General features: G+C 43.8%; 25 protein-coding genes. 9 read left to right on the forward strand and 16 right to left on the reverse strand.

Annotated elements, in window-relative coordinates; translation table 11 throughout:
- Position 1 precedes the first annotated feature (1 nt).
- The 3 genes from MSG35_RS08955 to MSG35_RS08965 are packed head-to-tail and all read left to right on the forward strand — an operon-like array spanning position 2 to position 2,925.
- Positions 2 to 1,702 (forward strand): thiamine ABC transporter permease, encoded by a 1,701-nt coding sequence (locus MSG35_RS08955; protein ID WP_248383720.1) that lies wholly within the window; start codon positions 2 to 4, stop codon positions 1,700 to 1,702.
- Complete coding sequence (locus MSG35_RS08960) at positions 1,668 to 2,318, forward strand: ATP-binding cassette domain-containing protein (RefSeq protein ID WP_050621884.1); 651 nt, start codon at positions 1,668 to 1,670, stop codon at positions 2,316 to 2,318. The genes MSG35_RS08955 and MSG35_RS08960 overlap by 35 nt, the downstream gene beginning before the upstream one ends.
- Positions 2,308 to 2,925: a CDP-alcohol phosphatidyltransferase family protein gene (locus MSG35_RS08965; RefSeq protein ID WP_048617663.1), complete on the forward strand. Its 618-nt coding sequence runs from the start codon at positions 2,308 to 2,310 to the stop codon at positions 2,923 to 2,925. The genes MSG35_RS08960 and MSG35_RS08965 overlap by 11 nt, the downstream gene beginning before the upstream one ends.
- Positions 2,926 to 3,007: 82 nt before the next feature.
- On the opposite strand, the gene MSG35_RS08970 is transcribed toward MSG35_RS08965, so the two are convergent.
- From MSG35_RS08970 to MSG35_RS08985, 4 genes are all read right to left on the reverse strand, one after another.
- On the reverse strand, positions 3,008 to 3,961 hold the full coding sequence (locus tag MSG35_RS08970) for a class I SAM-dependent methyltransferase (protein WP_248383721.1): 954 nt from the start codon (positions 3,959 to 3,961) through the stop codon (positions 3,008 to 3,010).
- 8 nt (positions 3,962 to 3,969) lie between these two features.
- Complete coding sequence (locus MSG35_RS08975; protein WP_248383722.1) at positions 3,970 to 4,668, reverse strand: TIGR01621 family pseudouridine synthase; 699 nt, start codon at positions 4,666 to 4,668, stop codon at positions 3,970 to 3,972.
- Positions 4,669 to 4,846: 178 nt separating this feature from the next.
- Positions 4,847 to 6,463 (reverse strand): methyl-accepting chemotaxis protein, encoded by a 1,617-nt coding sequence (locus MSG35_RS08980; protein ID WP_248383723.1) that lies wholly within the window; start codon positions 6,461 to 6,463, stop codon positions 4,847 to 4,849.
- A gap of 207 nt (positions 6,464 to 6,670) precedes the next feature.
- On the reverse strand, positions 6,671 to 8,104 hold the full coding sequence (locus tag MSG35_RS08985; RefSeq protein WP_081090249.1) for a sodium-dependent transporter: 1,434 nt from the start codon (positions 8,102 to 8,104) through the stop codon (positions 6,671 to 6,673).
- A 367-nt stretch (positions 8,105 to 8,471) separates the two neighbouring features.
- On the opposite strand from MSG35_RS08985, the gene cls reads away from it, so the two are divergent.
- Positions 8,472 to 9,926: a cardiolipin synthase gene (cls, locus tag MSG35_RS08990; RefSeq protein WP_248383724.1), complete on the forward strand. Its 1,455-nt coding sequence runs from the start codon at positions 8,472 to 8,474 to the stop codon at positions 9,924 to 9,926.
- A 183-nt stretch (positions 9,927 to 10,109) separates the two neighbouring features.
- Positions 10,110 to 11,294: a cystathionine beta-lyase gene (locus tag MSG35_RS08995; protein WP_017108370.1), complete on the forward strand. Its 1,185-nt coding sequence runs from the start codon at positions 10,110 to 10,112 to the stop codon at positions 11,292 to 11,294.
- 87 nt (positions 11,295 to 11,381) lie between these two features.
- On the opposite strand, the gene MSG35_RS09000 is transcribed toward MSG35_RS08995, so the two are convergent.
- Together MSG35_RS09000 and MSG35_RS09005 are read right to left on the reverse strand one after the other, a co-directional pair.
- A complete protein-coding gene (locus MSG35_RS09000) occupies positions 11,382 to 11,852 on the reverse strand; it encodes a hypothetical protein (protein ID WP_048614470.1) in 471 nt (156 codons plus the stop codon).
- The gene (locus MSG35_RS09005) at positions 11,843 to 12,700 is read right to left on the reverse strand and encodes a winged helix-turn-helix domain-containing protein (protein WP_248383725.1); all 858 of its coding nucleotides are present in this window, start codon (positions 12,698 to 12,700) and stop codon (positions 11,843 to 11,845) included. The genes MSG35_RS09000 and MSG35_RS09005 overlap by 10 nt, the downstream gene beginning before the upstream one ends.
- A gap of 207 nt (positions 12,701 to 12,907) precedes the next feature.
- Between MSG35_RS09005 and MSG35_RS09010 the strand changes: the two genes are divergently transcribed.
- Positions 12,908 to 14,452 carry a recombinase family protein gene (locus tag MSG35_RS09010; RefSeq protein WP_248383726.1) on the forward strand — a complete coding sequence of 515 codons (1,545 nt, stop codon included), beginning with the start codon at positions 12,908 to 12,910 and terminating at the stop codon, positions 14,450 to 14,452.
- A gap of 195 nt (positions 14,453 to 14,647) precedes the next feature.
- On the opposite strand, the gene MSG35_RS09015 is transcribed toward MSG35_RS09010, so the two are convergent.
- The 3 genes from MSG35_RS09015 to MSG35_RS09025 form a co-directional block, all read right to left on the reverse strand.
- Positions 14,648 to 14,911 (reverse strand): hypothetical protein, encoded by a 264-nt coding sequence (locus MSG35_RS09015; RefSeq protein ID WP_248383727.1) that lies wholly within the window; start codon positions 14,909 to 14,911, stop codon positions 14,648 to 14,650.
- Positions 14,912 to 15,126: 215 nt separating this feature from the next.
- On the reverse strand, positions 15,127 to 16,077 hold the full coding sequence (locus tag MSG35_RS09020; protein ID WP_248383728.1) for a hypothetical protein: 951 nt from the start codon (positions 16,075 to 16,077) through the stop codon (positions 15,127 to 15,129).
- Positions 16,078 to 16,086: 9 nt separating this feature from the next.
- The gene (locus MSG35_RS09025; RefSeq protein WP_061018972.1) at positions 16,087 to 16,335 is read right to left on the reverse strand and encodes a hypothetical protein; all 249 of its coding nucleotides are present in this window, start codon (positions 16,333 to 16,335) and stop codon (positions 16,087 to 16,089) included.
- 458 nt (positions 16,336 to 16,793) lie between these two features.
- On the opposite strand from MSG35_RS09025, the gene MSG35_RS09030 reads away from it, so the two are divergent.
- The 3 genes from MSG35_RS09030 to MSG35_RS09040 all read left to right on the forward strand — a co-directional run bounded on the left by MSG35_RS09030 (position 16,794) and on the right by MSG35_RS09040 (position 18,902).
- Positions 16,794 to 17,333, forward strand: coding sequence for a recombinase family protein (locus tag MSG35_RS09030; protein WP_248383729.1), 540 nt, complete (start codon positions 16,794 to 16,796; stop codon positions 17,331 to 17,333).
- A gap of 93 nt (positions 17,334 to 17,426) precedes the next feature.
- On the forward strand, positions 17,427 to 18,200 hold the full coding sequence (locus tag MSG35_RS09035) for a toll/interleukin-1 receptor domain-containing protein (RefSeq protein ID WP_061018969.1): 774 nt from the start codon (positions 17,427 to 17,429) through the stop codon (positions 18,198 to 18,200).
- A gap of 150 nt (positions 18,201 to 18,350) precedes the next feature.
- Positions 18,351 to 18,902, forward strand: coding sequence for a DNA-3-methyladenine glycosylase I (locus tag MSG35_RS09040; protein ID WP_248383730.1), 552 nt, complete (start codon positions 18,351 to 18,353; stop codon positions 18,900 to 18,902).
- Here MSG35_RS09040 and MSG35_RS09045 read toward each other — a convergent pair.
- The 7 genes from MSG35_RS09045 to pspA all read right to left on the reverse strand — a co-directional run bounded on the left by MSG35_RS09045 (position 18,839) and on the right by pspA (position 26,209).
- Positions 18,839 to 19,450, reverse strand: a complete 612-nt coding sequence (locus MSG35_RS09045; RefSeq protein ID WP_248383731.1) for a DNA-3-methyladenine glycosylase I — start codon at positions 19,448 to 19,450, stop codon at positions 18,839 to 18,841. The two genes, MSG35_RS09040 and MSG35_RS09045, sit on opposite strands and share 64 nt — an antisense overlap.
- Before the next feature lie 78 nt (positions 19,451 to 19,528).
- Positions 19,529 to 22,639 carry an efflux RND transporter permease subunit gene (locus MSG35_RS09050; RefSeq protein ID WP_059019239.1) on the reverse strand — a complete coding sequence of 1,037 codons (3,111 nt, stop codon included), beginning with the start codon at positions 22,637 to 22,639 and terminating at the stop codon, positions 19,529 to 19,531.
- On the reverse strand, positions 22,632 to 23,717 hold the full coding sequence (locus MSG35_RS09055; protein ID WP_248383732.1) for an efflux RND transporter periplasmic adaptor subunit: 1,086 nt from the start codon (positions 23,715 to 23,717) through the stop codon (positions 22,632 to 22,634). The genes MSG35_RS09050 and MSG35_RS09055 overlap by 8 nt, the downstream gene beginning before the upstream one ends.
- A gap of 1 nt (position 23,718) precedes the next feature.
- Positions 23,719 to 24,753: an efflux RND transporter periplasmic adaptor subunit gene (locus tag MSG35_RS09060; protein WP_059019235.1), complete on the reverse strand. Its 1,035-nt coding sequence runs from the start codon at positions 24,751 to 24,753 to the stop codon at positions 23,719 to 23,721.
- Between the two features lie 157 nt (positions 24,754 to 24,910).
- Positions 24,911 to 25,297 carry an envelope stress response membrane protein PspC gene (gene pspC / locus MSG35_RS09065; RefSeq protein ID WP_029405576.1) on the reverse strand — a complete coding sequence of 129 codons (387 nt, stop codon included), beginning with the start codon at positions 25,295 to 25,297 and terminating at the stop codon, positions 24,911 to 24,913.
- Positions 25,290 to 25,523 carry an envelope stress response membrane protein PspB gene (pspB, locus tag MSG35_RS09070; protein ID WP_004734605.1) on the reverse strand — a complete coding sequence of 78 codons (234 nt, stop codon included), beginning with the start codon at positions 25,521 to 25,523 and terminating at the stop codon, positions 25,290 to 25,292. The genes pspC and pspB overlap by 8 nt, the downstream gene beginning before the upstream one ends.
- Positions 25,524 to 25,537: 14 nt before the next feature.
- Complete coding sequence (gene pspA / locus MSG35_RS09075) at positions 25,538 to 26,209, reverse strand: phage shock protein PspA (RefSeq protein WP_010440091.1); 672 nt, start codon at positions 26,207 to 26,209, stop codon at positions 25,538 to 25,540.
- Between the last annotated feature and the right edge of the window lie 222 nt (positions 26,210 to 26,431).

The raw sequence follows: 26,431 nt of genomic DNA on the forward strand, positions 1-26,431 counted from the left end.
CATGCTACGCGCTCTATATTTTGTTGTTATAGCTGTTTGCATTATCCCAACCATTCCTGGGGTAGCGGGAGTCGTGGCTTCGTCACTGAGTTTCATCCCACCTCTAGGTTTAGAGGAACCAACACTCAACGGTTTTAGCCAAGTCTTTCAATGGGAAGGGGCTTGGCACTCTATTGGCTTAAGTCTAGGTTCAGCAATTGCAAGCAGCTATATCGCCTGCTTCCTGACCTTTTGTATTCTTCAAGCTTCTTGGGGAAACAAGTTTTGGAGAAAGATTGAGTTAACGCTATCGCCAATGCTTGCCATTCCACATGTGGCTTTCGCTATCGGCTTTGCATTTCTGTTTAGCCCAACCGGGCTTGGCGCAAGAGCCGTACATCACTTGCTCGGCGAATCGGCTACCAGCTCTGAATTGGCGTTATTGGTGAAAGACCCATACGCGTTCGGCTTAATCATTATGCTCGCACTCAAAGAAGTACCTTTCTTGTTGCTGATGAGCATTTCGATACTTCAGCAAATTGATGTAGAACGTATCACCAAGGTCAGTGCATCACTCGGTTACAGCCGCGCTCAGATCTGGTGGAAATGTATTTTCCCGCAATGGTTTACTAAGCTTCGCTTCCCTATGTTGGCGGTACTCGCTTACAGTGTCTCGGTTGTCGATATTGCTCTGATCATTGGCCCAACCAATCCTCCGACCTTTGCCGTTTTGGTATGGCAATGGTTCAACGATCCTGATCTTAACCTACTTCCGCGATCTGCTGCTGGTGCCATCGTTTTATTTGGTTTAGCTTCGTTGATCATCGCCTTGGCGCGTTTAGTTGAATGGGCGGTTCTTAAGTACTTTCGAACTTGGCAGTATTCAGGAAGAACAGGGGCTAACTTGCCGGGGAAAACGGTATTCACAATCCTTGCTAGTCTTTCACTGCTGATCATTCCATTGATGGTAATTTGGAGCGTTGCTCAGCGTTGGCGCTTCCCTGATTTACTGCCGAGCCGCTACAGCATGCGCTTCTGGGAGTTCGAGTGGAATGCCATCATGAGCACCGTTGGTCAAAGCTTATGGATTGGTCTGATTGCGGCTTCAGTCGCTTTGTTGCTTGCGCTGGTTGCTCACGAATACAGAATCAAATACAAGTGGCAAGTTCCGGGCTTCATTATCGCTATTCCAATGTTGATACCACAGCTCTCAGTGTTGTTTGGTATGCAGGTCACGACCCTCTACATCGGCAGTAGTGCCTATGAGTTCTGGGTGATTTGGGCGCATGTTTTCTTTGCTTTCCCGTTTGTGTATCTGTCTTTGGATGGCCCGTGGAAAAGCTTTAATGATGGGTTGATTAAAGCCTCGCTGAGCCTAGGTAAATCGCCATTTCAGAGTTGGTATTCAATCAAACTGCCAATCTTGCTTCCTGCTATCGCCTTTGCTTGGGCGGTCGGGATCAGCGTGAGTTTGGCTCAGTACTTGCCAACATTGATGCTCGGCGCAGGCCGCATTAGCACGATCACCACAGAAGCCGTTGCCCTAACCAGTGGTTTCGACCGCAGGGTAACAGCAATCTATGCCATTTGGCAGGCCCTATTGCCTCTGTTCTTTTTCTCTTTAGCGATATTAGTCAGCCGACTTCAACTTAGATATCGCCGTCTTACTTTTAAAGGTCTCCTAAGTAATGAGTCTGTACCTCAACGACCTCGCCATCCGTAAAACCGATGGGGATTCGCTGTTCTCAGCGCTAAACGTAACATTAGAATCTGGCCAAATACTGGCTTTGATGGGGCCGAGTGGCTGCGGAAAGTCGACCTTACTGGATGCGATTGCTGGTCACTTAAGTGAAGAGTTTTCGTATTCTGGCACCGTTGTGTTGAACGATATTCAGCTCGACGAGCTTCCATCACATCAGCGTGAAGTCGGTATTTTGTTTCAAGATGACTTGTTGTTTCCGCACCTCAAAGTATGGGAAAACTTGGCCTTTTCGTTACCGAACTCTGTTAAAGGTTCCGCTCGCCAACAGCAAGCAATGGCTGCACTAAAAGACATAGAGCTAACTCACTTAGCTGAATCTTTCCCGGATCAAATATCTGGCGGTCAACGCGCAAGAATAAGCTTAACTCGTATGTTGTTAGCCAAGCCTAAACTCGCCCTGCTTGACGAACCGTTCAGCAAACTGGACCAAGAGTTAAGAGCACAATTTCGCGATTGGGTCTTCGAACAGCTGACCAAAGCGAATATTCCCACATTAATGGTCACGCACGACGAAGCCGATGTACCTCAAGGGGCAGAAGTACTGTCTTGGCCATGGAGAAGTAACCATGCTGGATAAGTACTCCATCAAGGTCATTAAGTGGCCATTAAATCAGTCTGCTAAGTTACTGAACCAATTGGGTATCACGGCCAATCAAACCACGTTATTCGGATTTCTGGTTGGGTGTTTAGCATTTCCAGCGTTGGCATTTCAACAATATGAGTGGGCGTTAGGCTTCATTGTGTTTAATAGAGTATGTGATGGGCTTGATGGAGCCTTGGCTCGAATCCAAGGCATTAGTGATGCGGGCGGTTTCCTCGATATCAGCCTAGATTTCCTATTCTACTCGCTGATCCCTTTTGGATTTGTCATTGCCAACCCAGAACACAACGCCATCGCCGGTGCATTTTTGATCTTCTCTTTTATCGGCACAGGCAGCAGCTTTTTAGCGTTTGCGGTTATGGCCGGCAAGCGAGGCATCGAAAACCCAGTCTATAAGCATAAGTCTCTGTACTACATGTCAGGGCTAACCGAAGGCACTGAAACCATCGCTTGTTTCATTGCTTTCTGTATTTGGCCTCAACACTTTGCAGTTATCGCTTACACCTTTGGTGCAGCTTGTTGGCTAACGACTTTCATGCGTATCTATTTTGGGTTCCAGACACTCAAGAATCAAACCACCTAGTATTCGTTTCAGGTTCCTTTCAAACTAAAACGCCGCTCAACATGAGCGGCGTTTTTATATTCTAGCGGATACTTAAACCTAATTAGGCATCTGCAGAAGCGCTAATTTTAAATCTCAACACCTTCAAGCTTGAATCAAGGTCGACATCGACAAACTCAGGCGGGTTGTCCAGACGCTCAATGAATTCAACGCTTGGTGCTTCTTCTGACATCGTCTCAATCAGGAAGTTTGGTGATACTGCTGGTGAGTTCACACACGCAATCACTTCACCGCCTTCTGTTAGAAGCTCAGGCAAACGACGTAAGATCTTTTTGTAATCTTTAGTTAAAGCAAAGCTGCCTTTTTGGAACGAAGGCGGATCGATGATAACGAGCTCGTAAGGGCCGCCCTTCTTGATTTTTCCCCACGACTTAAAGATATCGTAGCCAAGGAAGTTAACCGAGCGCATATCGTGATCATTCAGACGGTGGTTATCGCGGCCTTTGTTTAGCGAGCCACGTGACATGTCCACGTTCATGCATTGACGAGCGCCACCAGCGATAGCCGCGACAGAGAAACCACAAGTGTATGCGAACAGGTTAAGAACGTTCTTATCCTTGGCATTATCTTGTACCCACTGACGACCATTGCGCATGTCTAGGAACAGACCAAAGTTCTGATTACGGCCAATGTCTAATTGGTACTTAAGACCGTGCTCAATCACAACCGGTGAGTCATTCAACTCACCCCATAGAACCTCTGAAGGCGCGCCATCGGCATAACGGTGTTGCAGAACAATGCTTGTGCCCTGCTTTGATTGCCAGATATCTTTGTTGGTGAGTTCAACCAATCCAGCTTTTAGAGATGACAAGAATTCGTCGTCTACTTCTTTAAACACGTTAACCAGTAGCTGTCCATCAACCCAGTCACATGTCAGTTGCTCTAGACCAGGCCAAAACTTACCGCGGCCGTGGAAAATACGGCGTAGTTCGTTTGGTACTTCATTAAGTTGCTGTTCAATATGACTAAAAAACAGAGGTAAAGCTGATGCTTCCATTATTTCACTCACTTAGTGTTTAGCTTTGGCCAAGTTAATGACCAAGGTTCAAGCCAACTGTCCAAACCGTTCGACACGGTTTCCTGATGCCACTTCTCACCCAAGGAGTTTAAACTTCTTGGATCGCAGACATATTCGTAGGCTTGTGATTGATAGGCAAATCGAATCGCGAAGGCATGCAGATAACCTCTGTCAGCCTCACTCGATGGATTATAAATAGGGTCACCAACAATGGCTGAGCCGATCGATTTCATCGCGACACGGATCTGGTGAGTTCGCCCCGTATAGGGTTTGCATAACAGCAGACGCTCACCGAGTTCAGCCGTTGCTGATAAAAACTGAGTAATCGCAGGGTTCTCTTTGGATGTCAGAAGTTTCCAACTTGAGCGTCGTGAGCGCTCCATGTCTCCTGAGATCAAACCTTGCTTTTTCTTTGGCTTCTTAGAACCGATCGCAAGGTAGTATTTCTCTACTTCACGCTTTGCAAATAGCTGTGAAAGCTCGCTCGCTGCCGACGCATTTTTTGCCAGCAGTAGAATGCCCGAGGTCATTTTATCAAGTCGATGAACGAGATACAGCTTAGGCTCATTAATTGCCTTAGCAACTTCTTGAAGCAACATGGTATCGCCATCGTCTTTGTGGACGCTGACTCCAGGATGCTTATTGATAAGTAAAAAATCAGAGTGGTTCAGAAGAATATCGAACATGTAAAGGCTAGCTCCATTGTAGAACGTGGAGTATACCGCGTCTGAATCCAGATTCCAGCTACGAAAAAGCCCAACTCACTCAATAAACATTGAATCGTTGGGCTTCTTTTCAGCAAGTAGCAATCAGTGCTTGGTCTTTACTCGATTACCAATAGGCAAATAGAACCAAACCACCGCTTTACACCAGTTTAAACTTACCCACTAATGCTTCTAGCTCAGCAACCTTAGCGTTCAAGCCTGATGTATTTTCAGAGCTGCGAGTTGCTAGCTGCAGAGATTGCTCAGAGATATCGCTAATCGCGGTAATATCCGCTGCAATTTCTTTGGTCACCGCTGTCTGTTCTTCTGCCGCAGTCGCGATAGAGTTAACCATGCTTTGTACATTGCCCGCACCGCTTACAATCGCCTCTAGAGCCGAAACAGCGCCTGAACTTTGCTCGACACCAATCTCAACTAAACGACAGTTGTCTTGAGTGTAAGTCACCGCTTCTTGAGTGCCCGATTGAATCGATTGAATGATGCCCGAGACTTCTTGTGTCGCTTTGGTTGTTCTTTCTGCTAACGCTCGCACTTCATCGGCTACCACAGCAAAACCACGGCCAAATTCGCCCGCACGTGCCGCTTCAATTGCAGCATTCAAAGCTAACAGGTTGGTTTGCTCAGCAATGTCTTCGATGACTTTAATAACGCTACCTATCTGTTCACCATGCGAACCCAGCGTGTTCATTTGTAGCGACATGTCACTCATTTGAGTCGACACTTGTTGAATACTTGCCACCATCTCAACAATCACGTTGCGGCCATCTTCTGCAGAAGTTTCAGAGCGACGTGCTTCTTCATAAGTCGAAGTACCTTGCTGCGCCACTTCAGAAATGGTCAAGCTTAGCTCTTCAGCAGCCGTTGCAATCAAGTTTGCTTTGTCTGCTTGAGCTGATGCGCCTGTTACGATGTCTTGGCTGATAGAAGAGAGCTCTCCTGTCACAGATTGGACTTGGTGAGTCACAGACGAGATAGAACCTAGTAGGTCTACTAGCGATTTCTGCATCTGGTTAATCGACTTAGCCAGTTCAGCCAGTTCATCACCAGAATCATCAATAATGTCGCCTGCCGTTAGGTCACCATTCGCTACACGTCGTGCTACTTGTTCAACACGAGTCAGGCGATTGGTAATAGAGCTAGACAATAGATACGCAATCACACAACCAAAGACAATCGCAATAGCAGACAACACCATGATGGTACGTTCGATGGTGGTAAACGTATCGGTTAGTGTCAGTAGTGACTGTTCTGTATCTGCACGCTCACTTGCTGATGCTTGATCCAGCAAGTTCTCAATAGGGATAAGATTGCTCTCATACAAAGATCGTAGCTGTTGAATATTGGCTAGTAGCGCAGCTTCATCATTGATATTCGGTACAAGCTTTGATTCAAACTCTTGAGTGAAACGCCCCATCAAGTCTTCAATTCGCTGAATACGGCGGTGGTCTTCCGAACCTCTACTCTCCAAACGCTTAGCCTGCTCGATAGCTTGAGCAAATTCGTTCTTATTGGTTCGATAATCGTTCAGCGCGTTATCAACCTGAATGATCGCACCCAACGCATCTCGGTAGACATCTCCAGCTTCATCTATCAGAACAAGATAGGTAACAGTGCCCGGTACATCGTCCATTCTGATCTCATCAGCACTTTTATGAGCGCCAATAACCTCTATCCATACAATACTGACTAACGTGACAAGCACCGCCAATATAGAGCCAAAACCGGCATACAGTTTCTTTCTCACTGACAATTTCACACAACACCTACCTAAATTAAATACGGACTGAACAGCCCTAACCAATAAATATATCGGCTAGCAAACGGATAACTTTAGTGAATGCATAACTTTTATTTTTCGATAAAAATTAAGTATTTAAAACAAAAAAACGGGAGCCAATGACTCCCGTTTCTTAACTTACTTTAACTCGCGATTGTATCGTCTAAGAGCTTTAGTTTCTAAGAACTATAGCTTCTTAGAGATAAGCGCAGAGCCAGCAATAATACCAATACCTAGTAGCATGATTGCACCTTTACCGCTGTCGAAGCCAGAAGAGATACCCATGAACGCTACGATAGCGATAGCTACTGGGATGATGTACTTAACTAGTGTGTACCATAGACCGAATAGAGGGAAAGATACTTCACCGTCGTTAGTGATTTCTTTCTCAAGGTCAGCACGGTTTAGTCTCCAACCAGCGAAGATACATACCAACATACCGCCAACGGCTAGGAAGATCTTATCAGTTAGTAGGTCGAAGATATCGAATGCGCCAGTACCGAACAGTGTAGGACCGAAGCCACCAAGTGATAGAGAAGCGAAGATACATAGAATCGCCATTACTACACTTGCAGACAGTACTGCAGTCACACGCTTCATGCCTTTCTCATCGATTAGGTAAGAAACCACAACTTCTAGTAGAGATACTGAAGAAGTCAGTGCCGCAACACTTAGACCAACGAAGAACATTAGAGCGAATAGAAGACCAACTACGCCGCCCATTTCAGCAAATAGCTGAGGAACAACAACGAATACTAGACCAGGACCAGCTGCAGGTTCCATACCGAATGCGAACATTGCAGGGAACATTGCAACACCAGCTAGGATAGCAACACCTGTATCCATAGCCGTAACCATAGCCGTAGTTTGAACTAGGTTCTCTTTCTTCTTAAGGTAAGAACCGTAAGTCAACATACAACCCATACCAAGAGATAGTGAGAAGAATGCTTGACCTAGTGCAGCTAGGATTACACCGCTGTCTACTTTAGAGAAATCAGGGCTGAATAGGAATTCAAGACCAGCCATCGCGCCCGGAAGCATGATGCCTTTGATTGATACCACGATAAGGATAATGAAAAGAAGTGGCATCAGGATCTTACCCGCTTTCTCAATACCACCAGAGATACCCTTCATAACAATAACAATGTTAAGTAGTAGGTATAGGCCCATCCACATAAGTGGTTGAACTGGGTTTGAGATAAAGCCACCGAAGCTGTCACCGATTGCTTCAGGTGCGTCTAGCAGACCACCAGCAATCTTACCGATGTATGCGATAGACCAGCCACCTACTACAGGGTAGAAACCCATGATAAGTAGACCACTGACTACGCCGATAACACCAGCGAACGTCCAACGACGGTCAGTTGTTTTGAATGCACCTACTGCTGATTTTTGCGTATGACGGCCAATCGCAAATTCAGTCAGCATTACACTGAAACCGATGAAGATTACAAAAAACAGGTAAATTGCAACGAATGCACCGCCGCCACTTTCGCCTGCTGTGTAAGGGAATTTCCAAATGTTACCTAGACCAACAGCAGAACCTGCTGCAGCCATTACGAATCCTAACTTCGAACCCCAGGTATCGCGGGGTGTTGTGGTTGTATTACTAGTAGCCACGTGTACTCCAAACTTTTGTGTTATGTGATGTTGTGTTTTGCTTTGGGTGGCGTCTTTAAAAGATAAGGCGTATAAAAAAATTTACACACCTAAAAGATTTGATTGACGCTCGTTATCTGGCAAGTAAACCAGTTTAAGAATAAAATTGGAAGCCCGAACCGTACATATTTCGTTACCAATGTAAATTTTTATGGTTAAATGCCGCCTTTTCATACAAAACAATCGTTTTCGTCTTAAGTTAACCAAAACTTAACAACTATAACCTGTTTACAGCTTTAGCTCTAATTTGTAAATAGTTGATTCCTTAAATTCCCATATCCGCAAAATAGCATTATTATCTAAGTGTCTCTTTTTTCGAGTATTCAATGTGGAAAAGCTCTACCATTTTTTAACTTTAGCCTCTGTCGCTTTGTACTGGGTGCTTGTAGCCGGTGTGACTTTCCGTGTCGTACTAAAACGACGCTCTGTCAGCGTTTCTCTCGCGTGGTTGATGGTTATCTACATTATCCCAATTGTAGGTGTCGCTTGTTACTTCCTTTTTGGAGAGCTAAACCTAGGTAGAAAGAGGGCTGAGCGGGCTCACCGCATGTTTACTCCATTTGGTGATTGGTTCCGAAAACTCGATGATTGCCAGCTCCACCTGCCAGGAAAGGTTGGCTCCCCTATCCACAAGATCGATGAACTTTGTAATAATCGAATGGGCATTCCTGCACTCAGCGGAAACACACTTTCACTGCAAGCGTCTCCCAATGAGATCTTACACGCAATTATTGAAGATATAGAAAACGCCCAAACCAGTATCAAGATGGTTTTTTATATTTGGCACCCTGGAGGCTTAACGGATTCGGTTGCTTCCGCACTCATTCGAGCTGCGAAACGTGGCGTGGATGTTAAAGTCTTGCTTGATTCAGCAGGTAGCCCGCGCTTTTTCAAAAGCCACTGGCTTTCAATGATGAAAGACGCCGGTGTGCAAGTTGTACAAGCACTAGAGGTTAGCCCTTGGCGTATTTTAATACGCCGCCTAGATCTAAGGCAGCACCGCAAGATCATCGTGATTGATGAAACCATTGCCTATACCGGTTCAATGAACATGGTCGACCCTGCTCACTTCAAACAGAGCTCAGGTGTGGGTCAGTGGATTGACGTAATGGTTCGTGTAACTGGCCCTACCGTTAATGTGCTGTCGGCCATCCATGGTTGGGATTGGGAAGTCGAAACAGGTGAACGAATCCTTCCTGATTTACCAGAGTGTCCGGTTGAAGAGGTAATGACGCATCATCCAGTTCAGGTAGTACCATCAGGCCCGGGCATGCCGGAATATTTGATCCTACAAGTTCTGACCATTGCGATTAATCAGGCAAACCATTCAGTTCGTATCACAACCCCCTACTTTGTACCGAGTGCCGATTTATTAGAAACACTCAAAATGACAGCGCAACGCGGTGTAAACGTAGAACTGATCATCCCACACAACAACGATTCATTGATGGTTAAGTGGGCCTCACGCGCGTTTTATACTGAACTGCTTGAAGCTGGCGTGAAGATTTACGAGTTTTACGGTGGACTTCTTCACACTAAGTCAGTAGTGATTGATGAAGAGTTTTGTTTAATCGGAACGGTCAATATCGACATGCGCAGTTTATGGCTTAACTTCGAAGTGACGCTAGCCGTTGACGATGTGCACTTCACTCAGCAGCTATCTGAACTTCAGCAATCTTACATCGAGTCATCGCACCCAGTAGAACTCGAGCAGTGGGAGCAGAGAAATCTGCGCAACCGCTTCTTCGAAAGGTTGTTCTATCTGTTCAATCCACTGCTGTAATCTAACCCATGGGTCCATGCCGACTCATCTCTCACTGCCTATCTGCTTTTTAACCTTTCTCGATAAACGACGTGAAAGGTTAAAAAGAGAAAGAAAAGCATAAAAACTCCCGCTTCACTCTTGCTTTGAAGGCTATTGGCATGTTTTAAATAGGACATAACCGATTGATAAGGAATTCACAGCATGTCCGAGAACAAAACCACTAAGCTGATCACTGCAGGTCGTGATAAGAAGTGGACCAATGGTGTCGTTAACCCACCAGTACAGCGCGCTTCAACTGTCGTGTTCAACTCAGTAGAAGAAAAGCGCAAAGCTACGATTAATCGCGCTAACAAAACGCTTTTTTACGGACGTCGTGGAACCAACACTCATTTCGCTTTCCAAGATGCCATGGTTGAAGTGGAAGGCGGCGCTGGCTGTGCGCTATACCCTTGTGGTACGGCAGCCATTTCTAATGCCATCCTCTCTTTTGTAGAAACTGGTGACCATATTCTGATGGTCGATACCTGCTACGAACCGACGCGTGATTTCTGTGACACCATCATGAAGAAGATGGGCGTAGAAACGACTTACTACGAGCCAACGATTGGTGAAGGCATCCAAGACCTTATTAAGCCAAACACTAAGGTTCTATTTACCGAGTCTCCGGGTTCAGTCACCATGGAAGTTCAAGACATTCCAACGCTTGCGCGTATTGCTCATGAACATGACATCATCGTTATGTTAGACAACACATGGGCAGCCGGTGTTAACTTCTCACCGTTTGAATTCGGTGTTGATATCTCTATCCAAGCAGCGACTAAATACATCGTTGGTCACTCTGATGTGATGCTAGGGACAGCGGTAGCCAATGAAAAATGTTGGGACCAACTGAGAGAACAGAGCTACTTGATGGGTCAATGTGTTTCGCCAGATGACGCTTACCTTGGTCTTCGTGGTATTCGAACTCTTGATGTTCGCCTACGCCAACACGCAGAGAGCAGCTTGAAAGTCGCAAAATGGTTAGAGACTCGTCCTGAGGTTGACCATGTTCGTCACCCTGCACTTGAGTCTTGCCCAGGCCATGAGTTCTTTAAACGAGATTTTACGGGCGGTAATGGCTTGTTCTCTTTCGTGCTGAAGAACTCAAATACAAAAGCGACCACAGCGCTGCTTGATGGCATGACGCACTTTAGTATGGGTTACTCATGGGGCGGCTTTGAGAGTTTGATTCTAGCGAATGAACCAAGCAGCTTTGATAGCCTAAGAACAGTAGCGAACCCTAACTTCGAAGGTACCTTGATTCGCGTTCATATCGGTTTAGAAGACGTTGATGATCTGATTGCAGACCTAGAAGCAGGGTTAGAGCGTTACAACGCGCTCGTTTAATTTAAAGCGTTAATAGACTCAGACCAAAAAGGCAGGATATTCCTGCCTTTTTCAGATTAGCGTATTCGACACATAGCTTTAAAAAAGCTACTGAACGTTAAAACACGCCCAATTGAATATTTCAGTTCGATGTTCATTGAACATATACAAAGACTGATCCTTCACTGCAATAGCGTAGTCAATCGTCACCCCTTTATACTCACTGTAATCCTGATTAATAACAGGATCATGAAAAGGCGTTGCGGTTCTCACATCTAGAATGCTCATCGACAGATTGTTTCCATCCAACCCGTAGTAGCCGGAATAAAGGTTTTCCATTGTACTCTCGTTACCGTCTTGTTCAGTAATCGTCACAAACTCTCTTATGCTAAAAGTATGGTCAGACTGAAAAGTAAGGCTTATGCGTTCGTACAGTGCTTGATATGGTTGGAATGCCTGAGATAAGAAATCCGTTTTGATCGTTTTACAGTGCCATCGAGTGCCTGCTAATTCATTTTGCTCTAACAAGAAGCTCGAAGCGGCGATTGCACAAAGAATGAGTAAGCCAATTAGTCGCAAAAGTAACTCCTCTTTTCCATGTACTGAGCAAACGAATCAAAAGACGACGCTACATTGAAAATAGAAGCGCTGTAATTCAACGCTTCGCCATCCTTCTTTTGAACCAACATGTATAACGTATCATTTTCAGGTTGGTCTACAGACGGATAGATGCGGACAAAAACATCAACGTTGCAGTGGCTAGGTATCGCATCCGTTAGCTTTTGAGTGATCGCAGGCAACGAATAGGATTCATTATGCGCAATATGGAAAAAGTAGTGATTGGTATTGTCTGTGTAGCTGTCGCGATATTCGGCTTTATCAACAAAATAAGGCAGTGGCGTATAATAGGTTTGGAAAAGGTTGAACGCCGTTACGACGACACAAATCAATGCGACTAAATAACCCGCTTTAACAAGGTGCGTATTGCTTTTCGAGTTTGAAGATTCTAGCTCACCTGAGTTCTGTTCTTGGTAGGAAGACGTCTTGAGTTCTGAATCAGTGACCGTTGCCGCGTTAACATCTGTAGAGGTTTCATTTTTGCTAGGCTTTATCGATTCATCGATTTCAAGTGAATAACCCGTTTTACTGACCGTGCGAATCGTCGCACAGCCACAAGTCACTCGTGACAGCGTTTTTCTAATCTTAGATATCACGTTAGTGAGCGCTTGCTCTGAGACAATCACATTGCCCCAGCACCTATCAAATATCAGGCCTCGTTCAACACACTCACCAACATTTTCAAGTAAGAACAGAAACACCTTACCTTCTATCGGCGCGATAGTTTCTACGTGGCCATCTTCACGCACAAACTGCCTAAGCAAGGGATCATAACGAACATCACAGATTTGGTAGCTTTGTTGTTTCACTATCGTCTTCTAGGTTTGAATTTGGTCGCATATGATATTGAATAGTTTATAAATGACCAGTAAATTTTCCTATATTAACGCAATTATTTTTCGACGATAAATAACACTTTTATTTGTGCGGACAACCTACGATATGGTCATTAACCATGCCTGTCGCTTGCATGAAGGTATATTTACTAGATATAGTCATTAAGTTAAGATTGAAAAATGAACGCATACAGTTACAGACGCTTTTCTTCAGCAACTCAAAGCCATGGGGACTCAATACGTCGCCAAATACAACTAGCTGAAGACTATTGCCACAAGCATAACCTAGAGCTTAGTACAGATTCTTTTGAGGATTTGGGAGTCTCTGCATACCATTCAAACAATAGCCTTGAAGACGCTGGCTTAGGTCAGTTTATAGCTGCTTTAGAAGAAGGTAAGATACCCACTCCTTGCTACTTATTGGTTGAGAGCTTAGACCGCTTAAGCCGAGCTAATATTGATGAAGCACTACAACAACTTCTAGCCATTACTAATCAAGGTGTCATTGTAGTAACTCTGTTTGATAACCAAACTTATAAGAAAGGCATGGGGTTAGCTGAGTTCATAACAGCCATAGTTACGATGGCTAGAGCCAATGAAGAATCAGAAACCAAATCAAAACGTTTAAAGGCTGTATGGCACAAGCGTAGAACAGACCCTAACGCACTGAAAACCAACAATAAGCCTTTCTGGCTAGACCTTTCCGATGATAAGAAGTCATTCATCCTTAATGAAAGTGCTGAGTTAGTTAGGGAAATATACGAGCTAAGCATTGGTGGTATGGGTTCTCACCTTATATCTAAGCACCTCAATGCTAAAGGTATCCCTAGCCCTAAAGGCAAGACATGGGGTGATGCTGTAATTACTAAAGTGCTTAATACCAAAGCCGTTCTTGGCGAGTATCAACCTAATCAACGAGTAAATCGAAAGTCAGTTCCAATTGGTGAGCCAATACAAGACTTTTATCCTTCAGTGATTGAAGAGCAAACCTTCTACCTATCCCAAGCTCAAATAAAGCAAAGGGCTAAGTCACTAAAACGAGGCTCTACTTCTAGTCACCTTAATATACTAAAGGACGTTGGCACCTGTAAGCGGTGTAGTGCTCCACTTAGATTGCAAAAGCAGTCCCACCTTTATTACTTCAGATGCCCTGAATCACTCAAAGGCACATGCGACTCAAAACCTATTAACATCATGTTTCTAAGGGACTGGTTAAAAGAGCAATGGCTTACCCCTGCATTCTATAAAACATGGAGTAAGCCCAAGACAGCGGTGAGAAAATTAAAGCCATTAGAAGCTAAGAGACAGCACCTTTCAGACGCTCTAGATACAATGCTAGAGGCTTTTGCTTCTACATCTAACTCTCAGGTTATAGCTAACATTCAAAAGCGTACAGATGAACTCAAGGAGCTTGATTCATTAATTGAGATAGAGAAACAGGAGCAAGCTAAAGAGACGAACCCCATCAAGATGAACATGAAGGAGTCTATTGGTTTAATTGATACTGCTTTTAAGCCTGAGATAACAGCCGAAACCATTACTGCTCGCAACAAGCTTAGGCAGTTAATGAATCAGTTCTCAAAGTTTGAGGTCGATATGATAGACAAGCAGGCTATCTTTGAAATTGACTCTACGAGTAGTTTTATGTTCCAGTCAATCCAGAATCCATATCACTATATGAAGTCTAAGCCTATGTTTGTATGGAAAATGCTAAGCATTAAGTAGTTCTATAAAATTGATAGGTATCTTGATTAGAATGCTTGGTGTAACGGCGTTCTAGTTTATAGATGTATACATGTTAATTAGTTATTACTAATAAAAAACTAATTCAGTGCTGGTAATAAGTAGTAGAAACATACTGATATTATCGGTTAACTATCGGCGGATTAGTAGTTAGGCTGCGCCATTCTAATGGTGGATTTATGGCTGGTGGTAGTCAATGTCACCTTGCTTAATCCACTTCATTTTACCAGCGTGATACATCCTAACTTGGTTATTGTGGTTAGGTTTCAGTATTCGCTTAGTTCTACGGTTGCGCACTACATTACTAAGGTTATGCTTCTCATAACTAGGGTAACCATCAACCATATCCCACCTATCAAGCATCCTATTTGCTTTCTTAAGTAGCTCTAGATTGCTGCATTGGTATGCCTTAGTCATTATATCCCATGCTTGCTCTAACATGTGATCTCGCCACTTTGGTTACATGGCTTATTATATTCTTTCATTATATCAAATCCTTACGCTATATCAGCGTTAGCTATATTATTTAAAAGTATCGAAATTAGACCTATACACTACCTAGGAAATAGCACAAGCAATACCCTCTCAGCCCTTATGTACCAACGCCTACAGGCGATTTGGAGTGTAACCAAAACAGCAATTCTAGGTAAAACCTTCTACGCCACAAGTCCAACTCTTTGATTTTCTTGAACTTCAAAGTACATCTGGTTCTGTTCAAGCTCTAGTGGCGTTAGCATATCTGCAAGATGATTAGCTTCATTTCCACCTAACTCTCCTTGAGCCTTCAGCTCTTTCAATCTCTCCATTGCTTTAGCTGATTCCATTTCTATCAGTGTATCGTCTACATCAAATTCATTGCTTGGTTCTATATCAAATCCCATAATTCCATCCTGTTGTTTTCTATAATTGAGTAGCTGTTGATGTATGTCATCAAAGCCCATTAGTGTTTCTAGTTGTTCTAGTCCATTGGCTAATTGACTGAACTTGCTCAGCTTCTGATAGTAGCTAGATACTAATAAATCAGTGCCTTTCGGTTCTTCCCCTAAACGCTCAGCCTCTATTTGAAGTACTTCACCCATTGCTAAGCCATTGGTCTCAAAGTCATTAATATTAGTAGCCTCAGAACCTCCTATATAAGCCTGTAAGCGCTCTATATCAAAACTAGCAACATAGTCCTTGAACTCATCTAAAGTCCAATGACCTTCGGTACGCTCAACCCTATAACTCTCCAGTCCATCACCATGCTTATCTCTCAGTGTTAAGTTAACCAAAGCAGGCATAACTACTAGGTTCTCAGCAATCAGCTTGCCTCCTTTTGAAGCAGGGTATCTATGACCAATGTGATAGTTATACTTAGTGCCAATGCTTTGATTCTCTCTGTAGTAACCCCTTGCTTTAATAGCAAACTTCCTGACTTCAAAGACCTTAATCAATTCATCAGTGCAACTAGGCATAGCTTGCTTATCAGACCGCTTAGCCATGTCCCAAAGCCAGCGAAAGTAAGAGCCACCAAAGAAGCCATCTTGCTTGCATTGACTGCATATACGCTGGTGGCGTGTCATACGCTTAGCTTTCTTGCATCTAGAGCACTTCTTTACCTTCTTCATTCATACCCCTTAGCTTGCTTTGGCTTGCATGACCCATTTAACCTTCTTACCTTCAGCGTTATTAGCAATTAAGCGCACTTGCCCTTTAGCATTGGGCTTTAAGACTCTGTGAGTATTCTTGTTTCTATATAAGCCACTGATGTTATGACACTGATAGTTAGGAAAGCCTTCAATATTATCAAAGCCTATTGCTTCTAACACTGAAGTATCCAAGCCATTCTTAGTGGCTAGTTCTATTAATTCTGTTACGTTATTCAAATTGAAATCCTTATTTAAACTATTGAAATATATAAGTTAGATAGATTGGACAGTGTTCAGATACAGTTATCCTTAAACCATAGGAACTCTTCAGAGCTAACACCTATGGCAGCCCGACCTGAAGTAAACCTTGGGAGTTGGTTAATCTGTATCCCATCAAACCTTCAGTGCCGTTTAAGCAAGTTGTAGTCGTCTTGCCAGAGCTTTATAACTTATCTATCTAATTGTATTTGCTACATTTAATAGTATGCATGTCAGACCTGATTTGTGACCACATTCATACCACACTTATATAGACTCCTTAACTCAGCGAATTGTGACTACTAAACGATTCGTCAAATCCACCTATCTCATATGTATACCTTTTAAGATAAGGCCTCTTTCCTATCTCAAAATCTTGAAAAGTGACTTTTGATACAGTATAAATCATAACTCCTTAGACTTTATGAGATAGAGCAATGGCAACGATAGGCTACAAACGAGTATCAACAACAGACCAGAATACTGATCGTCAATTAGTTGATATCCAGTTAGATAAGGTATTCGAAGAGTATTGCTCAGCATCCACCATAGACCGCCCTGTATGGTCTGAGTGCCTTAATTACCTTAGAGAAGGGGATAAGCTTTACATCCACTCATTAGACCGTGTGTGCCGTTCTGGGGCTGGTGACGCTGTAGCAATAGTGGAGCAGTTAACCACCAAGCAAGTATCAATAGAATTCATCAAAGAAGGTCTAAGCTTCAACTCTACTATGTCAGCAGCTCAGAAAGGTGTCTTAGGCATTCTTGCTTCAGTAGCACAGATGGAGCGAGAGCTTATTAAAGAGCGTCAACGTGAAGGTATAGAAGCGGCTAAAGCCAAAGGTAAGAAGTTTGGCAGACCTTCAAAGGCAACCCCTGAGCAAGTTAAAGAGCTACGTCAGACGCTATCAATAGCTCAAACAGCAGAGAAGCTAGGAATATCGCCAGCAACAGTTAACAGGTTACAAAAAGCATAATTGTGAGTTAGCTCAAAGCGTTACTTGCTGTGCTTCATTGATTTTTCGTATACCAAGCCTCATCTAACTCATATCAGTTAATTAGGAGTTACTATGAGCATAAATATACCAAAGGTCTTTCTGTCCTACTCGCATGATAGTGCACAGCATAAACAATGGGTTTTAGACCTTGCCACAAGGTTAAAGAACGCGGGTATTGACGCTAGGATAGATGCATGGAGTTTGGGGGCTGGTGACGACTTACCTCACTTCATGGAAACTCAGTTAGCTGAAGTTGACCGTGTGATAATGGTTTGTACTGAGAAATATGTAGAGAAAGCTAACAAGGGCACTGGAGGTGTAGGCTATGAAAAGATGATTGTAACCTCATCATTGATGTCCAGCATAGGTGACAAGAAAATCATTCCTATAATTCGTCAGCAAAGCACCAACGATGTTCCTACCTTCTTAAGATCAAAGCTTTATATTGATTTTTCTAACGACAATGAGTTTGAGTCTGTTATTGATGAGTTAATGCGTGAGATACATGGAAGCCCTTTATATAAAGAACCTGAGATTGGCTCTAACCCCTATCTAACAGCAGAAGCTAAACCTGCTGAAAGTAAGATAGATAAAAAGACTGAGCTATTGAAAGCAACAGTTGAAGCTTATAACAAGGGGAAATCGCATTTTACCTTTCATGACCTTCATAGTCTTATGACTTGCTCTAGAATCTTTGCTGAGGTATATATCCAAGAACTAATAGATGAAGGACTACTTATGAGTGAAAGGCAATACTATCAAAGGTATGGACAGCATTTCGATGGTTTTGTATTGACTTCAAAAGCCAAAATTCAAGCAATAAAGCTAGGTTGGATTACCGAGTAACGTCCTTCCCCTTTTATAGTTCTTAGTCAAGCCCCATAACACATACACCTTGGGGCTTTCATTTCGAGACATGTGGTAAATATGTGTATTGCCATTCTTTGATTAACACATATGCTAAGTTAATGACTCACAGTTTATTGGGACTCTACAATGAAACGTTGCCTATGGGTTGAAGGTGCTAAACCTGACTATCTTGAGTACCACGATAAAGAGTGGGGAGTTCCTGTTTATGACGATAAGGTGTTCTTCGAGTTCTTAGTGCTTGAATCAGCACAAGCAGGCTTGAGTTGGTACACAATCCTCAAACGCAGGGAAGGCTATAGAAATGCCTTTGCAGAATTCGACCCTATCAAGGTATCTCAGTTTGATGAGGGCAAGGTAGAAGAGTTGATGCAAGATGTTGGTATCATTCGTAACAGAGCAAAAATACTAGCCGCTATTAACAATGCTCAGTGCTTCCAAGAGATACAACAAGAGTTCGATAGCTTTAGCAATTACGTCTGGGGGTTTGTTGGTGGGAAGCCATTGATTAATACCTATGCTGAAGGTGAGATGCCTCCAGCTACAACTAAAGAATCAGATGCTTTAGCGAAAGACCTCAAGAAGAGAGGCTTTAAATTCCTAGGTACAACAACGATTTACGCTTTCATGCAAGCTTGTGGGTTAGTTGATGACCATAGCGAAGATTGCTTCAAGAGATGATTTCTTGTAAATACACCTAGAAAGTACACATATATGAACGCGTAACAGATTGTTTCCCCTACAAACTTAAAGCCTCTCTTCTTCAAAAACTTACTCATCGCTTTAGATTGCTCGGTAGAAGCGGGAACTTGAGACATCTCGGTCCATTGATTCACGATCACTTCATTATCGACAAATTGCCATAAGGCATTAGAAAGAGAGCCGAACTCTTTCTGTAATTCAAGCGTTGCTCGTGCATTGTTGTATACCGAAGCAATCTTGCCCTTGTGTTTAACCACATCGAAATTTTCAATGATATGCGGCACGTTGTCTTCATTCAACTCAGCTAGCTTGTTTAGATCGTAATTATCGAACGCGACACGATACCCTTCACGCTTTTTCAGGATCGTAATCCAGCTCAGACCCGCCTGAGCGCCTTCTAAAGTAATGAACTCAAACAGAACTTGGTCATCATAAACAGGCACGCCCCACTCTGCATCGTGGTACTCCCTTTCAAGCTCATGTTTAAGCGCCCATGCACACGTTCTATCTGATGTATTTACGTCCATTTTTGTATTCTCTTTTTATCAATCGGTATATAAAAATAATGCCCCAATTAGGGGCATTATTTCAAAGGTCAGTTGACGTTAAGCCACTTCAATTTTATGGAATAGACGATACAACACAGGTACTACGATTAGCGTGAGTACAGTCGCAAAGCCCAAACCAAACATGATGGTTACTGCCATTGGTTTGAAGAAGATATCCGGTAGTAGAGGGATCATACCAAGAATGGTGGTGATCGCTGCCATACATACCGGGCGAACACGACTCAGTGCCGCATCAACAACCGCTACATACGGGTCTTTACCGGACTTCATCTCAATCTCAATTTGATCAAGCAGTACGATACCGTTCTTCAGAAGCATCCCAGATAGACTCAAAAAGCCCAACAATGCCATGAAGCCGAATGGTGTATTCAAGGCTAACAAGCCTGTCGTCACCCCTATTAACGCCAATGGAACCGTTAACCAAACAATCAGAGGCTCTTTCACCGAGTTGAACAAGAACACGGTAATCAAGAACATGAACAGGTAACCCATCGGCATAGTGGTAAACAGTGACGCTTGTGCATCAGCAGATGACTCATATTCACCACCCCACTCCAACGAATAACCTGGTGGCATCTCAATCGCTTCGATTTGTGGCTGTAAGCGTTTCTGTAACGTCGAAGCCGTTTCTTCACCCAATAGGTCGTTGTCGGCCATTACCGTCAGCATGCGCTTACGGTTCTTACGGATGATAAGTGGATCTTCCCATTCTAATTCGTAGCCAAGCGTCACTTGCTGCAACGGAATGTATTCGCTTAATGCCGGACTCCAAATCTTCATACCTTCGATGTTGCGAATATCAATTCGCTCATCTTCAGGTAAACGAGCCACAATAGGCATCAGCGTAGTACCATCACGATACACACCAATCGACTTACCAGAGAAAGACATTGCAAGGAAGTCATCAACGTCAGATTTGGTAATACCATAACGACGCGCTTGGCTTTCATTGAACTGAGGCTCTAATACCTTAGTTCTTTCACGCCAATCGTGACGAACGTTAAACGCGCCTTCATCAGCTCGCATAATCTCCATCACTTGAGCAGCGATTGAACGTAAAACCGTTGGATCAGAACCCACAATTCGCGCTTCAATTTTCGCACCGCCACCAGGACCTAATTCGATCTGTTTAAGCTTGTAGTCGATCTCTGGGAACTGACCATTTACATGATCACGGAAGCGTTTCATTAGCCCTTCAAGTACTTCGTAGCTCTTCACACGAACCGTTATCTCGCCGTAAGCACTATAACTTTTCTCTGGCGCATAAGTCAGCATGAAACGTTGCAGGCCTTTACCCGCCGTTGTCGTGATATGTTCAACTTCGTCCTGCTCTGCTAGCCAACTTTCAAGCACTTTAAGCTTGGTATTGGTCGCTCGAATATCGGTACCTTCCGGCATCCACACATCCACTTGGAACATAGGTGTGGTTGAAGACGGGAAGAAGGCTTGCTTAACGAAACCAAAACCGTACACACTCGCACCTAAACCAATCACCAGAACGATCATGGTTAGCCACGCGCGTTTCATACAGAACTCAAGGAAGTTTTTATAGATAACAAAAACCATCCCGTTGTATGGGTCTTTGCCTTCATTATTGGGATCAACCTTCTGTCCTCTGAAGAAGATATCTGCAAAAAACGGCGTGATCGAGATAGCAGTAAACCAACTCAGCATCAATGAAATCAATAGCACCGTAAACAAGGTGCCACAGTATTCGCCCGTTGAATCTTCAGACAAACCAATTGGAGCAAACGCGGTGACCGCAATCACCGTTGCTCCAAGCAGTGGCCATTTGGTTTGGGTCACGATATCAGTGGCGGCCTGCATCCGGGTTCGTCCCTTCTGCGTACCGATCAATATCCCCTCCACCACCACAATGGCATTATCCACCAGCATCCCCAAGGCAATAACCAACGCGCCCAGTGAAATACGTTGAAGATCGATTTTGAAGTACTGCATGAAAATGAAGGTACCAAAAACGGTCAACAACAATATCAAGCCAATCAACAGTCCCGACCGTAGTCCCATGAAGAACAGTAACACCACGATTACGATCGCAACCGCCTGCCCTAAACTCACCACAAATCCGCTTACCGACTTGTTCACCTCTTTAGGTTGGTTATAAACCTCTGAAATGTCGATACCGACGGGTTGTTGGTATTTAAGTTCAGCAAGTCGTCGGTCAAACGCTTCACCCACGGCAACCACATTTACGCCTTGCGCAAAAGAGACACCAAGGTTGAGTGCGAGCTTGCCGTTATATCCAATGATATTACTTGGAACTTCAACATAACCACGAGTTACATCAGCGACATCTTTTAGATAGATAAGCCCTTGAGCGCCGCCTTCTGTCAGAATCAAATCACCAAGCTGTTCAACATTCTGGAACTCACCCGTTGGATGGATTCGAATGTATTCATCGCCAATTCTGACCGCGCCAGCACTTGATACAATGTTTTGAGTCGACAAAAGGTTAAATACCGTGCTTGGAGACAAACCTAGAGAGCTTATCCGTTTCATCGATATCTCAATGAACACTTGCTCTTGTTGTTGGCCGGAAACGGAGACTTTACTAACCCCATCAACCAGCTCCAGCTCTCGCCTTAGGTAATCAATGTAATCCAGCAGCTCTTTATAGCTATAACCATCACCTGTCACCGCAAGCAAAATCCCATAAACGTCACCGAAGTCATCGATGACTTGTGGATCATTGACCCCAGGTGGCAGTTCAACCTTAAGATCATTCACTTTTCGACGAAGTTCATCCCAGATTTGCGGAAGATCGTCCGGACCATAGTTATTCTTCATCGTTACCGTTACCTGAGACAGGCCACGGCTTGAAATAGAGTTCACTTCGTCGACATAGGTGAGCTGTTGAATCGCTTTCTCTAGTGGGTAAGTAACTTCTTCTTCCACCTGCTGAGGTGTTGCCCCCGGGTATGAAGTCACGACCATTGCATCTTTGATGGTAAAGGCAGGATCTTCTAACCGCCCCAAACCGAAGAATGCAGAAACACCACCAATAAGAAAGATCAGAGATAGCATCCAGCTAATGACTTTGTTACGTATAAAGTAAGAAGCAACACCTGTGATCTGATCATCACCCTGTTGATCGTCATTTTGAGGCTTGTTATTTACTTCACTCATTGTTCGTCTCCTGAGACAATACTTCCACTGTCATCCCATCTCGCAATCGCGATACGCCTGCAACAACGACATGCTGCCCCATTTCCAATCCTTTCATGACCTGTAATGTTTTCTGATTTGCTTTTCCTAATACGACTTGCTGTTTCGAGACAGTATTGTCGTCATTGAGCACCCACACATAAGAGTTCTGACGCGTTAAATCATCGCCATCAGCATTAAATACCGCTTCAATTGGAATCAACACACCGGCTTTTAGCTCTAAGCCGATTTCTCGCCCATTTGACGTCACCTCAACCGCCATACCATCCAGAATCAAGTCATCTTCAGGCATTGGCAAAGCAAGCGTCACCGTAAACGTGCCCGTACTTGGATCCGGTTCAGTGGTGAACTCCTTAATACCTGCCGTGTATTCATTGCCACTTGGCACTCTAACCACAGCCTCAACGTTCGATAGCAGTTGTTCACTCGGTTGGTTGACGTAGATTTGGTCAGGCAGCTGAATAACGACTTCAACATCTTCGACACTGTGGATGTTCACCACTTGTTGGCCTACCTGAATATTTTCATATTGGTCGACACTGACACGAGAAATAATCCCATCAACAGGGGCGCGAAGCATGGTGAACGATAAGCGCAGTTTCGCCAGTTCCAACTCGGCATAAGCAATCTGGCGTTGAGCGGCAATTTCATCGAATTGCGACTTAGCCAATAAGCCTTTCTTCACTAGCGGACTCGAACGTCGGTATTGGCTATTGATTACCGTGTAACGCGCTTGAGCATTGTCCACATCCAATTGATAATCGGTTGGGTCAAGTTCGGCAATGATGTCCCCTTTGGAAACACGCTCACCTTCTTTCACATCTAGCTTGAAGATTTCACCGGCCACTCGGAAACTGAGGTGAGCCTTCTCAGCAGCGTTTGCTACTGCTGGGAAATAGAGTTTGTCACTAAAGTCGATGACTGAAATCTCGATAGCTTTAACCAAGGGCGTATTACTCACTTCTACAGCTTGCTTATCTTCACAAGCCGTCAGTAAGGCTAAACACGACAGGCCTGCGGCCATTTTAAGTGTTTTCATGTTATAGCCCCCTTTCCTTGATCCACTCTCGAACTTTAACGCCCGATTCAAGACCATTGACGCCAGAAGTCACAATGCGATCGCCATCGTTCAGTCCAGAGACAATATGACGTTTTTCATCGATGACTATGGCAACATTTTCAACAATGCCGTCGCTATTCACACGCCAAACAGAGACATCATCTCCGTCGGTCATCATTGCTGACGTTGGAATTTTGGTGGCGGCCGCTAACGATGAAACGAGATTTACCGTGCCAGACATGCCGGGCAAAATACCCACATCGGTTGGTCTTTCCATTACCATTGTGACCTTGTATGAACCTGTTTTCGGGTCGGCTTCGGTATCCACTTCTTGGAAGGTTAGAACGTAAGAGTTTTCAGGAAATGCATCAAAAACCATGGTTGCATCCGTCTCGAACCCTGAAGAAAAGCGCGTAATAAGTTGGTCGGGTAATAAGAAGACGACTTTAAGAATTTGATTGGTTTGAATATTCATCACGCCTTGTTTAGCCGCAATATATTCATGGTTTTCAGCCGGAATAATGGAAATCGTTCCATCGTAAGGCGCAACAAGAGTGGTATAGCGAAGGTTTGCTTTGGCTTGATTAAGCATCGCTTTAGCAGAATTGTGATTGGCTTTCGCTTGATCGAAATCTTGCTCAGATACGACTCGGTCTTTACGTAGCTTAATCGAACGTTGGTATTGAACGTCAGCAAGCTTAAAGTTGGCTCTTGCTTGCTTCTCTAGCAGTTGATATTCGTCAGGATTGAGCGTTGCAAGCCCTTCACCTTTACTGACCTGTTGACCAGATGTGACATCGATAGTCTGAAGTAGCCCTGGAACACGAAAGGCCAGTACGGCTTTGTCACCCGCTTCAGTGGTGGCAGGAAAGCTACGTTCAAAGGCATTACTACCTACGGAGACAGTGAAGAGTTTGGCGGGTCTAGAATCAGGTTCAGGTACGGGAGGAAGCTCCTTACCACACCCAGACAACCCAGCTAAGGCTGTCAATAGGACAACGGAGGCTCTATACATTGGTGATCATCCATATCTATAAATATTTTTATAACATAGATTAATCACATGTAACTTACCAGTTATCGTAAGATTTATTTAGACAAAATTATTAAAAAAAATAACGGCTTGGAATAAATTTTCCTAAACCGTTATCGAATCTTTTTTAGACTTATCGTTACATGTTCTTAAATGCGCGGTCGACTTTAAAGGTGTCGGAGGTCACATAAGCTTCCATGTTGCGGACACTGGTCTCTAACTTCTGGAAATCACCCTCTAAAGTGCCCAGTAACGACTCTGCCGTTTGCCCTTTTTCCCAAGGCTTTTGTTTGAGTGTGTGCTCTTGCTTGGCTTTCATCTCATCAACATAGTGAGGTGGTTGTTTTTCAAGCATAAATGTCAAAGCTAAATACGCTAATAACACCAGAAAGCTACCACCAAGCAGTGCCGCAGAGATAACTAAGATACGAACCAACCACACTTCAAGGCCAAAGTAGTTCGCTAACCCTGCACACACACCAGACAATTTGCCGTTAATTGTGTCGCGATACAGTTCTCTACTCATAGTTGCGTCTCCAGTTAGGCGACTCCGCATCCAGTATTTTTTCTAGTGTCTTCACACGATCTTGCATGGATTCCGCTTGCGCTGAAAGCTTGTGCAGACGCTGAAGATCCGTTTCTGACAGACCGTTACTGGATTTCTTCTTGCTGCGGTAATGTAAGAATAACCATAGCGGTGCCACGAAGATCAAGAAGACAATCAGTGGGCCTGCAATTAGAAATGTTGACATAGAAAACTCCTAAATTATTTATCGCGGTTTTCAACTTGTTGCTTCAGTTTCGCTAGCTCTTTTTCAATTTCGTCTTGAGCTTGTAGCTCTGCAAACTCTTGGTCTAAAGATTTTGCGTTGCCTGTTTTTGCGTAAACGTCTGCCTCAGCTTCTAATTCATCCACTTTACGCGAGAATTGCTCAAACTTCGCCATTGCTTCGTTGGTTTTGCTTGAATGCAGGTGTTTTTGAACATCACGACGATTGCTCGCCGCATTATTACGAATCATTAATGCTTGTTGCTTTGCGCGAGTTTCTGCAATTTTGGTTTCAAGCTTGCCGATCTCACTGGTTAGCTTTTCGATGGTTTCATGAACCAAAGTTTGCTCGGTGTGAAGGCTCTTGATGATGTCTTCCAGTTTTTGCTTTTCGATTAGCGCCGCTCTTGCCAGATCTTCACGTTGCTTAGTCAGTGCGAGTGTTGCTTTGTTTTGCCAATCTAGAATCTGAGTTTCGATAGCTTCAACTTTACGTGCTAGCTCTTTCTTGTCTGCGATTGCTTTTGCTGAGTTAGTGCGAACCTCAACCAGCGTATCTTCCATTTCTTGGATAATCAGGCGAATCATCTTTTCAGGATCTTCGGCCTTATCTAATAGTGCACTGATGTTTGAATTTACAATGTCTGCAAAGCGAGAAAAAATACCCATGAGGAACTCCTTAATTACAATGATGGCAAATGCGTTTCAAATCGTTGTGCGACTTTATCAATCCACTTGCTCAAAAATTTACGTTTGTTGTTAAACCTACCATAAGTAATCCAAGTAGCGTGCCAACTTTTAAGCCATTTATTATCAGTTACTTACAATAAAATGGTGATTAACCCGAACCATGCTATGATGAATTTAGCCAAGTATTGGTATTTTTCACCA

Origin of the sequence: Vibrio sp. 1CM23M (genome assembly GCF_023161755.1) — a bacterium.
GTDB classification, from domain to species: Bacteria; Pseudomonadota; Gammaproteobacteria; order Enterobacterales; family Vibrionaceae; genus Vibrio; species Vibrio coralliirubri.